The 15,149-nt window shown below is 46.2% G+C and carries 15 protein-coding genes, 1 tRNA gene and 1 pseudogene; 11 read left to right on the top strand and 6 right to left on the bottom strand.

Translation table 11 applies throughout. The features are described from left to right. Nucleotides 1-149: 149 nt before the first annotated feature. Complete coding sequence (locus E5983_RS05640; RefSeq protein WP_160332919.1) at nucleotides 150-1,541, bottom strand: APC family permease; 1,392 nt, start codon at nucleotides 1,539-1,541, stop codon at nucleotides 150-152. A 257-nt stretch (nucleotides 1,542-1,798) separates the two neighbouring features. On the opposite strand from E5983_RS05640, the gene E5983_RS05635 reads away from it, so the two are divergent. The 4 genes and pseudogenes from E5983_RS05635 to E5983_RS05620 all read left to right on the top strand — a co-directional run bounded on the left by E5983_RS05635 (nucleotide 1,799) and on the right by E5983_RS05620 (nucleotide 5,193). After that, nucleotides 1,799-2,647 (top strand): permease, encoded by an 849-nt coding sequence (locus E5983_RS05635; protein WP_160332918.1) that lies wholly within the window; start codon nucleotides 1,799-1,801, stop codon nucleotides 2,645-2,647. After that, on the top strand, nucleotides 2,644-3,738 hold the full coding sequence (locus E5983_RS05630; RefSeq protein ID WP_160332917.1) for an Mbeg1-like protein: 1,095 nt from the start codon (nucleotides 2,644-2,646) through the stop codon (nucleotides 3,736-3,738). The genes E5983_RS05635 and E5983_RS05630 overlap by 4 nt, the downstream gene beginning before the upstream one ends. 107 nt (nucleotides 3,739-3,845) lie before the next feature. Next, nucleotides 3,846-5,051 (top strand): annotated as a pseudogene (locus E5983_RS05625) (ferredoxin reductase family protein). Nucleotides 5,052-5,120: 69 nt separating this feature from the next. Continuing rightward, nucleotides 5,121-5,193: transfer RNA gene (locus E5983_RS05620), tRNA-Thr, on the top strand. Between the two features lie 46 nt (nucleotides 5,194-5,239). Here E5983_RS05620 and E5983_RS05615 read toward each other — a convergent pair. Continuing rightward, a complete protein-coding gene (locus E5983_RS05615; protein ID WP_160332916.1) occupies nucleotides 5,240-6,268 on the bottom strand; it encodes a hypothetical protein in 1,029 nt (342 codons plus the stop codon). A gap of 366 nt (nucleotides 6,269-6,634) precedes the next feature. Between E5983_RS05615 and E5983_RS05610 the strand changes: the two genes are divergently transcribed. The 4 genes from E5983_RS05610 to E5983_RS05595 are packed head-to-tail and all read left to right on the top strand — an operon-like array spanning nucleotide 6,635 to nucleotide 9,595. Next, on the top strand, nucleotides 6,635-7,399 hold the full coding sequence (locus tag E5983_RS05610; RefSeq protein ID WP_160332915.1) for an amino acid ABC transporter ATP-binding protein: 765 nt from the start codon (nucleotides 6,635-6,637) through the stop codon (nucleotides 7,397-7,399). Between the two features lie 9 nt (nucleotides 7,400-7,408). Beyond that, nucleotides 7,409-8,215 carry a transporter substrate-binding domain-containing protein gene (locus E5983_RS05605; RefSeq protein ID WP_160332914.1) on the top strand — a complete coding sequence of 269 codons (807 nt, stop codon included), beginning with the start codon at nucleotides 7,409-7,411 and terminating at the stop codon, nucleotides 8,213-8,215. Between the two features lie 9 nt (nucleotides 8,216-8,224). Beyond that, on the top strand, nucleotides 8,225-8,926 hold the full coding sequence (locus E5983_RS05600; protein WP_160332913.1) for an amino acid ABC transporter permease: 702 nt from the start codon (nucleotides 8,225-8,227) through the stop codon (nucleotides 8,924-8,926). A gap of 18 nt (nucleotides 8,927-8,944) precedes the next feature. Further along, nucleotides 8,945-9,595 carry an amino acid ABC transporter permease gene (locus tag E5983_RS05595; RefSeq protein WP_160332912.1) on the top strand — a complete coding sequence of 217 codons (651 nt, stop codon included), beginning with the start codon at nucleotides 8,945-8,947 and terminating at the stop codon, nucleotides 9,593-9,595. Between the two features lie 132 nt (nucleotides 9,596-9,727). Here E5983_RS05595 and E5983_RS05590 read toward each other — a convergent pair whose 3' ends face one another. The 4 genes from E5983_RS05590 to rlmD are packed head-to-tail and all read right to left on the bottom strand — an operon-like array spanning nucleotide 9,728 to nucleotide 12,773. Beyond that, nucleotides 9,728-10,549, bottom strand: coding sequence for an AAC(3) family N-acetyltransferase (locus E5983_RS05590; RefSeq protein WP_160332911.1), 822 nt, complete (start codon nucleotides 10,547-10,549; stop codon nucleotides 9,728-9,730). Nucleotides 10,550-10,570: 21 nt separating this feature from the next. Then, nucleotides 10,571-10,822, bottom strand: a complete 252-nt coding sequence (locus E5983_RS05585; protein ID WP_160332910.1) for a DUF1912 family protein — start codon at nucleotides 10,820-10,822, stop codon at nucleotides 10,571-10,573. 57 nt (nucleotides 10,823-10,879) lie between these two features. Beyond that, nucleotides 10,880-11,377: an ATP-binding protein gene (locus E5983_RS05580; protein WP_160332909.1), complete on the bottom strand. Its 498-nt coding sequence runs from the start codon at nucleotides 11,375-11,377 to the stop codon at nucleotides 10,880-10,882. Nucleotides 11,378-11,426: 49 nt separating this feature from the next. Further along, a complete protein-coding gene (gene rlmD, locus E5983_RS05575; RefSeq protein WP_160332908.1) occupies nucleotides 11,427-12,773 on the bottom strand; it encodes a 23S rRNA (uracil(1939)-C(5))-methyltransferase RlmD in 1,347 nt (448 codons plus the stop codon). A gap of 121 nt (nucleotides 12,774-12,894) precedes the next feature. On the opposite strand from rlmD, the gene recX reads away from it, so the two are divergent. The 3 genes from recX (at nucleotide 12,895) to E5983_RS05560 (ending at nucleotide 14,701) form a co-directional block, all read left to right on the top strand. Beyond that, nucleotides 12,895-13,683: a recombination regulator RecX gene (gene recX / locus E5983_RS05570; protein ID WP_160332907.1), complete on the top strand. Its 789-nt coding sequence runs from the start codon at nucleotides 12,895-12,897 to the stop codon at nucleotides 13,681-13,683. 107 nt (nucleotides 13,684-13,790) lie between these two features. Beyond that, nucleotides 13,791-14,324, top strand: a complete 534-nt coding sequence (gene ntdP / locus E5983_RS05565) for a nucleoside tri-diphosphate phosphatase (protein ID WP_160332906.1) — start codon at nucleotides 13,791-13,793, stop codon at nucleotides 14,322-14,324. Between the two features lie 59 nt (nucleotides 14,325-14,383). Further along, nucleotides 14,384-14,701, top strand: a complete 318-nt coding sequence (locus E5983_RS05560) for a DUF960 domain-containing protein (protein WP_160332905.1) — start codon at nucleotides 14,384-14,386, stop codon at nucleotides 14,699-14,701. Nucleotides 14,702-15,149 lie beyond the last annotated feature (448 nt).

Raw genomic sequence — 15,149 nt, 5'->3', positions numbered from 1 at the left:
TTCGCATCCACTAAACCAATCTCCTCTACTCATGTTTTCTGAGACTAGTATAGCTAGATTTCTACTTTATCGGAAGATACCTTGTTATTGGGCGCTTACAAAAGAAGAATGAAAAAATCCACTAAAAAACCGTCCTCAAAAGGACGGTCTTATTTGTTCAAGGCCGAATAGTTTTGGCCATATAAAAAATAGATAAGGCTGCCCAAGATAATGGAAATCCCAAAGGCCAACCAGGTAGCCCCATCATACTGAACCATAAAGGAGAGGCAGATCAAAATGGATAGGATTGGCAAAAAGGGTACCCAGGGAGTTTTAAATTCTTGGGAACCGGGCAAGCCCTCAACCTGCCGTAAACGAATGAGTCCAAAGGCCAAAATAATCAGGTAGGCCAAGGTCACAATGTTTAGGAAGGAAGCCAGACTAGCGAGAGGGAAGACCCCTGCAAACAGGGCGGCAAAGAATCCCACCAGTAAGGTCGCATTGGTCGGCACCTTGCTCTGGGGATCCAATTTCCGAAAGGCCTGCGGCAATAAGCCATCACGCGCAATCGAATAAATCATCCGTGACAGAGCATAGGTCAAGGAAATACATACGGTGATCAAGGTTAGAATCGCTACCAGGGACACATAGTTGGCAGCCCAGCCTAGATTGGCACTGCGCAAGGCAAAGGCAACTGCATCCGGCACATTCAACTGCTCATAAGGCACAATCCCGGTTAAAACCAAGGTCACCAAGATATACATCACCGTCACCACAACCAAGGCAAGACCGATACCACGCGGAACATTCTTTTGTGGCTCCTCCACTTCATCCACAGCCATAGACAAGGACTCGTATCCTAAAAAGCTAAAGAACATAAGCGAGGCACCAGCCATAATCCCTGTTTTAGCCCCGTAGAGAGAACCAAAGCCAAAGGGAGCAAAGTTACTCCAGTTAGCTGGTTGAACATAGAAGACCCCAACTAGAATAAAAAGTAGGAGCGCCGAGAATTTCAAGACCACCAGTAAAGAATTCAAGCGCAGAGCTGTTTTTGACTGCAAGAGTACCACCGCTGTGACAAACACAACCACCAGGACCGGAAGCAGGTCAATATAGGTGCCCGCTTCTGGGTTAAAGGTGCCACTCAGAGCCTCAGGCATCTCCCAGCCAAAGGAAGCCAGTAGGCCTTTCAAATAGCCAGCCCAACCAGCAGCCACGCCCGACACTGCCATCAAGTATTCTAAAATGGTAAACCAGCCCACCATCCAGGCAGGATACTCGCCGAAAACGGAATAGATATAGGAATAGGCCCCACCCGAAGCCGGAATCCGCGAGGCAAATTCGGCAAAAAAGAGAGCCGACAAGCCGACACAGAAGGCGGAAACAATAATTGAAATGACCAGGGCTGGACCAGCCAGCGTAGCTGCTCCAATCCCGGTAATGGTGAAAATCCCTGTTCCCACCATAGCTCCCGTCCCTAAAAACAAGAGATCCCGCAAACCTAAATGGCGCCGCATCTCCGTCCGTTGCTGGCTACCATCCTTTTTTCGAAATGCTTTCATATTTACTCCCTTTAATTAAACACTTCTTATTCTATCACAGGGCCGCCATTTTTAATACTTATCTGACAGAAAAAATAGCCAAAGCCTCCTCCAGCAAAGACTGCCAGACTTCTATGGTATACTAATAACCGAATAGAAGGCGAGAAGCAAGTGGAGGAGGGAGTGGGACAGGGTCCCACTCCCTGTCCTCAAACCTATTTACACAAAGCCCATTTGAAAGGAGAATTCTTATCGTTACTATTATTCTGATCATTTTGATGGTCCTATCTATCATTTATACTGTGGCTCTCGGACGGAGAGCTAGTCTGCCCGTCCTCTTTGAGCGAGGCCCCAAGACCCTGACCGGATTTGCTATCGGCTTTGTCACCGACTTCCTGGACACTCTTGGGATTGGCTCTTACCTAACCACAACAGCTCTTTTCCGAGCAACCCGCTATCTGGACGATGACCGCCACCTGCCCGGAACCCTCAATGTTGGCCATACACTAGCCCTCCTAGCGGAATCCCTCTTCTTTATTACTGCCGTCCAGGTGGAACCACTAACGCTTGGATCCATGGTTCTAGCAGCCACCATCGGGGGCCAGGTCGGCAGTCACATTGTCAGCCGCCTGAACCGACAGCTGATTTTACGGACTATTTCCATCGCCATGCTGGTAACCAGTACCCTAATGCTCAGTCGGATTACCGGCCTGGTTGACTCTCTTGGCAGTGGCAATACTGCCATGGGACTTAGCGGTCTTGCCCTCCTTATCGGAGTTGTTGGAAACTTTATCCTCGGTGTCCTCATGTCCGCCGGTGTTGGCCTCTATGCTCCTTGTATGGTTATGGTCTACCTCTTGGGGATGAATCCACTCGCAGCCTTCCCCATTATGATGACCTCCTGTGCCGCTCTAGCACCTGTGGTTTCCTTAACCTTTATCAAAACTGAAAGCTACCATAAAAAAGGCTTGGGCTGGTTTATTGTGGGTGGTGTGATTGGCGTTGTCATTGCCGCAACCCTGGTCAAGAGTCTCTCACTCGATGTACTGAGCTGGATTATCGTCTTTGTCGGCTTCTACACAGCCCTCACCCTGTTCCGAGCTAGTCAGAAAGTGGAACCTGCATGAACACCTTAGACTACATCAAAGAGGTCCAATACGATGATCTCTACGATCGCCCTTACGGGGAAATCGACTATCTTCTTTTAGCCGAACTGAGCTATCTCCCCTTTGATGATCTCGTTTCTTCCAGCTTTGCGACCCAACAAGCAACCCGATTGGTAGAATTGGCTCCAAAAATCCCTAAGGATTCGTCACCACTGATGACCGAGCGCTACCAACTGCTGGAAGCCATGGTTGCCAGCAAGCGCTATAAAAATCTCAAACTCATGGGCTTTGAAAATACGATTGACCCCGCTGAAAATGTCCAATTTTCAGCCCTGGTCTTCTGCCTCAAACCCAAGACCTTTGTGATTAGTTTCCGGGGAACCGATGATAGCTTGGTCGGCTGGAAGGAGGATCTCCTCATGTCCTATCAAACAGAGGTCCCGGCCCAATACCTGGCCAAATCCTATCTCCAGCAAGCCCTAGAGGCCCTGGAAGGCGAAATCTATCTGAGCGGTCATTCAAAAGGGGGCAATCTGGCTATCTATGCAGCTAGCCAAGTACCTGCCAATCTTCAGGAAAAAATCAACCGAATTTATTCCTTTGATGGTCCAGGACTCCACACCAGTGTTTTAAATAGTTCTGGCTACCAGAATATTCACGAGAAAATTCAACGCTACATCCCTGAAAATTCGGTGGTTGGGATCCTCCTCCATTCGCAAGCTCCGGCTCAGATTGTCCAGAGCACGGTGCGTAATGGTCTGTCCCAACACAATACCTTTACTTGGGAAATCAGCGAACATGCCTTTAAACAGGCCCCGGAACTCTCTGCTGAAAGCAAGCAATTAGAGGAAACCATGCTCCAGTTGGTTGAGCAGGTGCCCGATCAGAATCTGGCCGAAGTCATTCAAACCTTCTTCTCCATCCTTGAAGAGGGAGGTATCACTTCGATCAATGCCTTTCTCCAACGGGACGCTATTAGCTCCGTCTTGAAAGTCATCCAAAGTAGCCAAACCTTGACGTCCCAGCAAAGGGATCTTCTCTTTAGTTTTGGTCAGGCCTTCCTACAACTACGCCAAAAAGTTCGGCGGGAAGCCCCTAAAAAAGACTCTTAAGTGAGGCTAAGCGAAAAATAGCAGAGCACCTAAAACAGACTAGTTGCTGTTCAGGTGCTCTTTTGGTATACTGGAAAAGATTTTTATTACTAGATAGGAGTTTTTTCATGAAATCGTTTAAAGGAATTTTATTCCTTCTTATCTAATTTGCTTTAACAGCCTGGGCTTGGTCTCAGGCCGGCTTGGTGAATTTTATCATCCCAGCCTTTGCCCTAACCGCCCTGTCACTGAGCTTTCTGCTCACCACTCGTGCTAGCTGGTTGGAGCAGCTCTTTAATGGCCTGGAGCACGTCTACCAATACCATAAGATGCTAGCTTCCTTCTCCTTGGTGCTCATCTTTCTTCACCGAATTGGCATGGTTGGCCTCTTGGCTCCCCTCTGGGGCCAACACCTGGCTGCCCAAATGGGCGATATCAGCTTGGGACTCTTTTTGACCCTCATTCTGGTAGCCTTTTTAGGAACCAAACTTCCTTATGAAACCTGGCGCTGGATTCATCGCCTGGTTTTCCCAGCCTACCTCTTTGGGCTCCTCCATACCTATATGATCATGGGCGGCACTCTCTTTAGCTGGACCCCTCTAGGTGTGGTCACTGGCCTTTTTGCCCTCGTCGGCATCGGTTCCGCTCTCTACACCATGGTTTATTACCCAACCTTTGGTTTTTCGCATTTTGGCAAAGTGACAAAGATTGAAAAACTAAACCATGATACCATCGAGCTGACCCTGCAATTGCAAAAGGACTTCCCCTTCGAAGCTGGCCAATTTGCCTTTCTCCAAGTCCGCGAAGACGGCTTTGAAAAAAAGGCTCATCCCTTCTCCATCTCAGGTGGACAAGGAAAAACGATCCAGTTTACCATTAAAAACTCTGGTGACCACACCGCCAACCTCTACCACAATCTCAAAGTCGGCCACAAGGTTGGCCTCGACCGGGCCTATGGCCACATGCTCCTCAATCAGGGAGCTGAGCGTCAAGTTTGGATTGCCGGTGGAATTGGCCTAACCCCCTTTTTGGCAGGCCTACGCCAAGCCCAACAACCCCAGGCAGAAATTGACCTCTACTATGCCTACACAGGTGAAGAAAACGCTGTTCATCTGGAACTGCTCCAGACAGAGGCAGCGCAAAAACCCAACTTCAACCTCCACCTCATTAATAGCCAAGTTGATGGTTACCTCAACTTCCAAGAAGAGAATCTTCCTGAAGCTGGTACAGTCTTTATGTGTGGCCCTCAGCCCATGATGACTGCCCTCAGCAAACAGATCCATAAAATCAATCCAAAACTAGACCTAGTCTACGAAGGATTCAAGTTCCGTTAATTTTTCAAAGTTTTTTCAAAAAAACTATTGACACCTACTTGGTCATCTTGTATACTAAGTAGGTAAGTTGCTGATTTAGCTCAGTTGGCAGAGCGCATCCATGGTAAGGATGAGGTCGCCGGTTCAATCCCGGCAATTAGCATATTCAAAAACTCGGATTAAATCCGAGTTTTTTTTGTTTATTTCCGCTAGTCTTTTTTGACAATTTGGTAGCAGACCAGCTGGTTTTGCGCACGGTTAGCGGATAAGATATAATCCTGTCCCTCGTAGTTAAAAGCCAGCACACTAGTCGCTCCGACCTGCTCAGCAACTCGGTAGGTCACAACCTCCTGCTCCTGCATTTGCAGGAGTAACAACTCTGCTCGCCCCTCACGATAACCCAAAAGGACACTAGCCCGACCTGCTAAAGATCCCGCCCAAAGGGCTTGGACAAAAGGGGTGGCCTCAGGAAAGCGGTAGATTTCTTGTTGGAAAAGGGCATTTAAGACTTGCAAGCGATCCCCTTGAAAACCAAGAATCAAGGCCTTGTCTTTGGCTTCCGGACCAGACCAGTTAACCTCAACCAAGTCACTAATTTCCTGATCATAGACCTGCTCCACAGACCAAGGAGCTCCGAGACGCTCAGGAATATGGAGCTTAAAAACACCTTCGACAGCACTGATGAAGGAATAGCCTTCTTGGTGGACAGGGAAGTAACCGTGCAATTTCAATAATCGCAAGGGCAGTTCCTCAACGGCCTCCAACTGCTGACCCTCCCTATCCAAGTGCCCGACATAGACCTTGCCTCGGTCCAACCAGTCCTCTGGAAATAACTTGGAATTGGCAATCGAAAGCCCCAAAAAATGGACACCTTGCCCCTCTTTTGCAGCAATCAAGTCAAAACGGTGCAGATAAGGAAAGTCCTGCATGGGTTGAATCAGCCAGGACCCATTTTCAAAATGCCCATAGACCAGACGACAATGGGCGGCATCATAATCCGGATAAAATCCCTGGGTGGCCACAAAGTCGAGACTTCCGGGAACCTGGATAATTGACCTTGTCCCACCCGGCCCTTGCCAAACAAGCTGTTTTTGAAACTGATTTCGCACATCATAGGCAAAACAAGCCCCTTCTTTTCCTTCCGAAGCGGCCAATACATATTCTCCATCTGGATGTTGGAGATGACAGACTGTATAAACCGACTCAAGGGAATCCAACAAAACTTTTTTAAATTCCATTGTGAACTCCTTTCTAATTATTGGCTGGCGATACTCGATGGAAATAGGCATCTAATGGAATTTTTTGCCATAAGAGGGATATTTTCAAGGAGTATGAGAATTCCCCTTCCTAACTACATAGGGAATTTCGACTTATTTATATTAGAATAATGATTATAGTCTTATTATACTGTTTTTTAATTAAAAATTCAAGAAGGACCCCGTCAAAAGAAACACTTGTCCTTTACCCAGCCAAAGATAAATTGCTGCAGAAAAAGGTCACTCAAACCCTTGTGTTAGAATATCTAACACAGTTTCTTGCGATTTCAAGCTATTTTTGATAAACTAACAAAAAACGAAAGACTTTCTGACAAAAGGAGAAAATTTATGTCCCTCATTCAATTTAAAAATGTCGAAAAGTACTACGGCGACTACCACGCCCTTAAAAATATTAATCTAGAAATCGAAAAAGGCCAGGTGGTTGTCCTTTTAGGACCATCCGGATCTGGTAAATCAACCCTCATCCGGACCATCAATGCCCTAGAATCGATCGAAACCGGCAGCCTAATTGTCAATGGACACGAACTCGTTCAGGCTTCCAACAAGGATCTGGTTCAACTTCGCAAAGAAGTCGGCATGGTTTTTCAACACTTCAATCTCTATCCCCACAAAACTGTACTCGAAAATGTCACACTTGCTCCCATTAAAGTATTAGGAATGGATCCCAAGGAAGCCTTAGCCTTGGCTGAAAAATACCTGACCTATGTAAACATGTGGGACCGGAAGGACTCCTATCCTGGTATGCTATCGGGTGGGCAAAAACAACGGGTAGCCATCGCACGAGGCTTGGCTATGAAACCCGAACTCCTACTCTTTGACGAACCAACATCGGCCTTGGATCCAGAAACCATCGGCGATGTCTTGGTCGTTATGCAAAAACTAGCCCGTAGCGGCACCAACATGGTCGTTGTTACCCATGAAATGGGCTTTGCCCGCGAAGTTGCCGATCGGATTATCTTTATGGCCGACGGTGAAATTCTGGTAGACACGACCGATGTCCATGAATTCTTTGACAATCCTCAAGAACCGCGGGCCCAACAATTCCTCAGCAAAATCATCAACCATACCAGTGACAAGGTCAAGGAAGACTAGGAGGAAACTATGAAAATCACCAAACAGCTCAGTTTTCTGGTCGCCTTCTGTCTCAGCCTGCTCTTTCTATCCAGCAGTGTTGCTGCAGCTGAACTTCCCGAGCAAGCGCAAAAGATCAAAGATGCCGGCGTTCTCCGCGTCGGGGTCAAACAGGATGTCCCGAACTTCGGCTACCTAGATCCTCAGGACAACCAGTATCACGGAATGGAAATTGACATCGCCAAGGAAATCGCTCAAGAACTCGGTGTCAAAATTGAATACACACCTGTAACCTCCCACACCCGTGAACCCTTGATGGACAATGGCCAGGTCGACCTTATCATCGCCACCTACACTATTACCCCTCAACGGCAAGGGTCCTATGCGATTTCGACCCCCTACTACTACGACCAGATTGGTTTTCTAGTTAATAAAAAATCCGGTATTCAAGATCCCAAGGCTCTGGACGGTAAAACCATCGGCGTCTCCCAAGGATCCACCACCAAGGCCAACCTCAAAGCCTTCGCAAAAGAGAACGGTCTCTCCTTCAACTTTGTTGAACTAGGCTCCTTCCCGGAATTGGCCATCTCACTCTATGCCCAACGGATCGATGCTTTTTCCGTTGACAAGTCCATCCTCTCTGGCTACACCAGCAAACAAACCCAAATCCTGGACCAAGGTTTTAACACCCAGGAATACGGGATTGCCAGCAAAAAGTCCAACGGTCCACTAATCAACTACATCAATAGCTTGATTGAGAAGTGGAACCAAGATGGCACTTTGAAACAGATTCAAGAGACCTACAATCTCAAATCTGAACAACCAACAAAAAACTAAGGAGGTTCTATGCTAGTTGCAAGTACAACCAGTCCCTTTGCGCTCAGTCGATGGGCAGCTCTTTTCCAAGAGTCTAGCAGCTTTTTCCAAGGCTTTCTCTACACACTCGGACTAGCCGCCGGCTCCCTCATCCTGGCCATGCTATTAGGGATCCTCTTTGCGGCCATGGCCTCCAGCCACTCAAAAATTGCCCAGACCTGTAGCCGCGTTTATGTGGAATTCTTCCAGAATACCCCACTGCTGATTCACTTTGTTTTTGTGTATTATGGTCTTGCCATCGTTTCTCAGGGAGCCATTATGATTTCAGCCTTTTGGACCGGCATTCTTTGTGTCGGACTCTACCACGGGGCCTATATTGCAGAAGTGTTCCGCTCAGGAATCGAGGCTGTTCCCAAGGGGCAAACGGAAGCCGCCCTTTCTCAAGGGTTTAGTTATGCTCAGTCCATGCGGCTGATTATCATTCCCCAAGCCATCCGGACCATCCTCCCCCCACTGACCAACCAGGTCGTTAACCTGATTAAAAACACTGCAACCGTCGCCATCATTTCCGGTGCCGACATCATGTTTGTTGCTAAATCTTGGGCCTTCGAAAGCACCAATTACGTCCCAGCCTTTGCTGGAGCAGCCTTCCTCTACTTCATTCTATGTTTTCCACTAGCGACTTGGGGGAGACGAATCGAAGAAGCCAACAAAGGGACCTACAGTCTCTAACACTAGAAAGGAAAGCTTATGTCTGAACTTTTTACCAGTTACAATCTGAGTTTCCTCCTCCAGGGCTTAGGGACCACACTGCTTATTTCTGTGTCGGCGATTATCCTCTCAACCCTTTTCGGGACTATCCTCGCCATCATGCGAAATAGCCACAATCAGCTCCTCAAACTGATTGCAGGCATCTATATTGAATTTGTCAGAAATGTCCCTAACCTCTTGTGGATTTTCATTATCTTTTTGGTATTTCAGGTCAAATCCCTTCCTGCAGGGATTCTCTCCTTTACCATTTTTACATCCGCAGCACTAGCAGAAATCATCCGAGGCGGCCTCAATGCAATTGACCACGGCCAAACCGAGGCCGGCCTCTCCCAAGGCTTTACCAGCTATCAGATTTTTACACTGATCATCTTCCCGCAAGCCTTCCGCAAAATGCTGCCGGCCATTATTTCCCAATTTGTAACCGTCATCAAGGATACCTCCTTCCTCTATTCTGTTATCGCCCTGCAAGAACTATTCGGAAAGAGCCAAATCCTTATGGGCCGCTACTTCCAACCCCAACAGGTTTTTACGCTCTATGCACTAGTGGCCCTTACCTACTTCTGCATTAATTTCCTTATCTCAAGCCTCTCCAGGAAATTAGCCCTTCGTTGGAAGGACAGCCAAGTTTAAAGAAATCAAGCCCCACGTGGGCTTTTTTGGTTGTCCCAAAATCAAATCCTACTCAAATAGGCTGCAAATAAAAAACCTGCCCAAATCGGACAAGGTCTCTCAATCACGATTACTATAAAATGTGAAATTCTACTACACTTCCACCCTACTCTTCTTCTGAAAATGTTTCTTAGCAAAATCCACACAATCAACCATGTTAAAACAATATACCTTCCCATCATTGATGTTGCCTTGCTTAGGAGGGTATTTTTCAAAAAATTGCGATTGGATCTCAAGAAAATCATCATAGAGATCGAAAGCGATATTTTTGAACTCACACCAGGTCGCTTCCCCGTCTCGCAGGATTTTACTGCGTTCAACAATCGCATCACGCCCCACAGAATGCTCGGCTAGAGGGAGGGAGGTATTCGTTTCAAAGTCCGTGCCAATCATAACAATCTTGGCCTTAGCATCGTATAATTTTGATAAAACTGAGTTTTCTCCAAAGGGAAAATCCAGTCCATCTATCTCAACAATTGCCTCTGCTTGCTTGCCAATTGCTGTAAAGGAATACATGGGATGATCCGAACGAGCAGCCTGGGGCAGACGTCCAATATAGTTGCTAAATTGACCCATACTTTTAGAGAAGGAGGTTTTCCTGTCATAAGCAGGCATATTTTCCCGGATACTCTCAAACCACTCACTCGGGACAGCTGGATATTGCCAAGAGCTAGGATCTGAAATTTCCACAGTTTGAGACGGGACAACAATCGTTCCCTCAGTGCCAACCTGCTCTTGCAAGGCTTTAAAAATCGCCTCAGCACCAGCCACAACATAACCTAAAGAAGATAAGGATGCATAGACTAGGACAAGGTCCCCTTTCATCAGACCTAAATCCGCAAATAGACTTAAAAAATCAGCTTCCGTTACTGGAGCATAACCTTTTTCAATTGATTTTGTGAGATAACTATACATCGTATCCCCCTTTTTCGATTTTTAATAGAATTTTTTATCCAAAAATCCTTCTGGTAAATCATGGAAAGACTTACCATCATGGAAGTTTAGAAATTTGCCTAGCAAAAAAGTATAGGCATCCAAACGACTTTCATAACGAATCCAAGCTTCACGCGCCGCCTCATCCTTCTCTTCTTCCCAGATCCGGTGACTCTCAGCCACCGCCATTTCATTGGTCGTGACCTGTAACTTCAACCATTGTTCCATATCTTTTAAAAATTCTTGTTCGCGCATACTAACTCCTTTATTTTTTCAGTAATTTCACAACAGCCTCGGTTCTGGCTGTATGAGCTATTTCACTAATTGATATCTCCGATTCCGATTTTTCCCCAAAGCTTCCAAATGTCCTTCCACAACCAATTCTGAAATCAATTTGCGTGCTCGAGACGGTCCAATTCCTAATAGCCACTCAACATCCTTCGTACGGAACGATTCCTGTTGCTGGGCAAATTGTAAAATCACAGCCATTTGTGACTTCTTATCGCCACTTTTTATCGCCACTTTATCGCCACTTTTTATCGCCACTTTATCGCCACTATGATAATTCAAATTTTGTAGAATAACGATAAATTCACTATTCGTTGATTGAAATTTGGGCAATAATTTTTCTGAATAACTTTCGAACCCCATGTAACTATCCAGAATTTTTCGCAAACCACTCCCTCGTCGCTCCATTAAGTTCATTCTACTAAAAACATCAGCAAGAATCGGATTTAATGGAAGTCTGGTCCAAACTTTTTTCCAAAAATTAGTTCTGTCCCACGTTCTTCCTTTGTTTACGTGTAGCATCCTAATCTTTCGCCTTAGCTTTTGTCTTTAGCAGGATAATCTCTACCTTTTATTTTTTCAGTAATTTCACAACAGCCTCGGTTCTGGCTGTATGGGGGAACATGTCCACCGATTGGATATACTCCACCTGATAGGCCTGGGCCAAGGTTTTTAAGTCACGGGCCAGGGTGGACACATTACAGGACACATAAACCATCTTCTCTGGCTGATAGGTCAGGATGGTTTGTAAGAGTTTATCATCCAAGCCGGTCCGAGGCGGGTCAACAATCAAGGCATCTGCTCGGTAGCCTTCCGCATACCAGCGAGGGATGATGCTTTCTGCTGTTCCGGCTTCATAATAGGTATTGTCGTATCCCATACGGCGGGCATTACTTTTGGCATCTTCAATCGCTTCGGGGATGATATCCATCCCTCGTACAGAGGCAACTTTGTTGGCAAAGGCAAAGCCGATGGTTCCGACCCCACAATAGGCATCAATTAAATGATCTGTGGGTTTGACTTCCAAGGCCTTCACTGCCTCTTGGTAGAGGACCTCGGTCTGTTGGGGATTTAGCTGGTAGAAGGCGCGTGGGGACAGCTCAAAATCGTAGTCCAATACCCCTTCTTGGATGTGCTCACTGCCCCAAATAATTTCCGTCTCCACTCCGTAAATCTCACTGGTTTTCTTAGGCTGAATGTTGACCGCAATGGTCCGAATCGCTGGAAACTCCTCTGTTAAGCGCTGGATCAAACGTCCTAATTTCAGTCTACGGCTCAGAACAAAAATCATATGAACCTGACCTGTTTTACGGGCTCGCCGTACCATAACCGTCCGAACTCCCTGTTCTTTCCGCTCGTCATAGATTGGAATATTCAAGTCATCCAAGAGTTCAGCTGTACGATTGACAATCGCTTGAGTAGTCTTATCCTGAACCAGACAATCCATTACCGGCACTAGACGGTGTGAGTTTTCCGCAAACAAACCTGCCGCCACCTTCCCCTTGACCCGCCGAGTCTGGAACTGCAGTTTCCCCCGATAGTAGGTTGGTTTTTTCATCCCTAGGGTTGGCCGTAGTTCATAGTCTTCATAACCTTCCGGCTTGAATTTCTTCAAGGCCTGTTTCAACACATCCCGCTTAAACTCCAGTTGCTTCCGATACTGCAAGTGCATAATCTGACAGCCCCCACAAGTCTCATAGATGGGGCAGGCTGGATCCACTCGGAAACGTGAAGCCTTATTCACCTTCAGCAAACGTGCCTCCGCATAATTAGGCTTCACACGACTAATTTGACAGAAGACATCCTCCCCCTTCAGAGCCCCCGGCACAAACACCAGCGTCCCCTTGTGGAAACCAATCCCCTCTCCATTTATCCCCATTCGTTTGATTTTCAATGGAATTCTTTGTTTTACTCTCATACCCTTATTTTACAACAAAAAATTCGGAACTGTGTGCCTTTTTTGAAACTCCTTGTCAAAACAGAATGCCCTCCGCGGTCGATCGTTTATCTATTGGACAATAAAAAGGTATAATAGGCCTATGAAAATAACTAAACTCCAAAAGAAAAAACGACTCTACCTCTTAGAAACGGACCAGGGGCAAGCCTTCTACATCACCGAAGACACCCTGGTTCGCTATCTGCTCTCACAAGGGAAGGAAGTGACTCCTGAAGAATTAGAGGAAATTCGTGCCTTCGCACAAATTTCCTACGGTAAAAACCTGGCCCTCTACTACATTTCCTTTCAAAATCGGACTAAAAAAGAAGTTCGGGACTACCTCATCAAATACCAAATCGCAGAGTCCCAAGTCACAACCATCCTCCGAGATTTGGAAGCGGACAACTGGATTAATGACCAGCGCTACTGCCAACAGTACCTCGATAGCCAGCTTCGGACAGGGAACAAGGGGCCCTACCGTCTCCAAGAAAAGCTCAAACAAAAAGGAATTGCCCCAACCATCATTGCCCAAAGCTTGGAGCAACTCGACTTTAGTCCCCTGGCCCTCAAAGAAGCCGAAAAACTCCAACGCAAATACAGCCAGCGTCTGAGCCACCGCAACCTCAAAACCAAAATCCAACAAGCCCTCTACCAAAAAGGCTTCGATCCCGACAGTATTCGACAGGCTTTAAGTCAACTGAGCTGGGAAAAGGATCCGGACACCGAGGAGGAGCTACTCGAAAAGGAACTGGACAAGGCCCTCCGCCGTTACCAGCGAAAATACGAGGGCTTCCAACTCAAACAGCGGCTGACCCAGGCCCTGCTCCGCAAGGGCTTTGACTATGACCGGATTAAAAGCCAACTTGATCAGGCCCTGAGAGATCTGGACTAGCTCTTTTGCAAGATCTTGCTCCTCCTTCTACGAGGTTCCCTTCCCCTATTTCATTCTCTTTTGTGATATAATTGGAGAGTAAGTGTATTGTAGAAAGTTGGTAGCATATGAAACTTCCAAAAGAAGGCGACTTTATTACAATTCAAAGTTATAAGCATGATGGGCATCTGCACCGCACTTGGCGCGATACCATGGTACTAAAAACAACCGAGAACGCCCTCATTGGCGTTAATGACCATACACTGGTTACCGAGAGTGATGGTCGTCGTTGGGTGACACGTGAACCAGCCATTGTCTATTTCCACAAAAAGTATTGGTTCAATATTATCGCTATGATTCGCGATAATGGCGTCTCCTACTACTGTAATCTGGCCAGCCCCTACTATCTGGACCAGGAAGCCCTCAAGTACATCGACTACGACTTGGATGTCAAGGTCTTTGCGGACGGGGAAAAACGTCTACTGGATGTAGAAGAGTATGAACGTCATAAGAAGCAAATGAACTATTCAGAGGATATCGACTTTATTCTCAAAGAGAATGTGAAAATTCTAGTGGATTGGATTAACAATGGCCGCGGTCCCTTCTCTCAATCCTATGTAAATATTTGGTACAAACGCTATTTAGAACTCAAAAATCGGTAAAGTTAGCCTTAGAGGTAGTGTGGGTTCCACATGCCTCTTTTACTATGAAAGGAGTCCAGATGCCTTTTTCAAACCCTAATGAACGCTATGCCTCCTTCGGCATTGTCACCAGTCTTCCATCCGAGTTAATCGATTCCTTCTGGTTTGTCATCGACAAAAATCTGACAGGTGTGTTCGACCTGATATCTCCCCTCCATTTCCGGATTCTAAAAAACGCAGACAATCAGGTCAGTTTAGAATACCGAAGTAACCAGACCCCTTCCTGGATTCAATTTGATTTGCCCTATCCCTTTGATCCCAGCTATCCAAGGGAAGTTTATATTGTCGAGCAAAATCGCACCCAAGTGATTCTCCTACCAGATGAATTTACCGGTTAGTCGTGGAGAGCTTCTCCGTTTCTATATGAAAAAACCTTGCCCCTATTTTCGAGGGCAAGGTTTTTGGGTTCTATAATAAGTTGTGTGGAAAGTTCAAATTCCATACAGCTTTTTTTGTCATTCAGAGCACAAAAAAAGCAATTCCTGTTAAACTGATAAGTGAACAAAAAAAACATCAGAATAGGAATTGCTTTATATGGATTATAATACTCAAGGGCACCTCTAAAAACTAAATTTCTGAAAATCTAAATGTTGATTTATCAAGGTTTGAGTGATTCAATTTGAAGAAAAACTGGGGTTTTTAGAGGTGCCCTCAAAAATTACTCGGAATTCAAGACCTAGACATCACTTTCAAAGAAGACTGGCTTATTTATCGTAAAGATAGACGCAATCGTATGGCTCAAATCATCGAAGGCTCCTTAGAGAAACGCCCAAGTCATTGTCCCTC

The organism is Streptococcus danieliae (assembly GCF_009767945.1).
GTDB classification, from domain to species: Bacteria; Bacillota; Bacilli; order Lactobacillales; family Streptococcaceae; genus Streptococcus; species Streptococcus danieliae.
The sequence above is the reverse complement of the archived record's forward strand: the minus strand, read 5'-3'. Positions and strand labels throughout refer to the sequence as shown.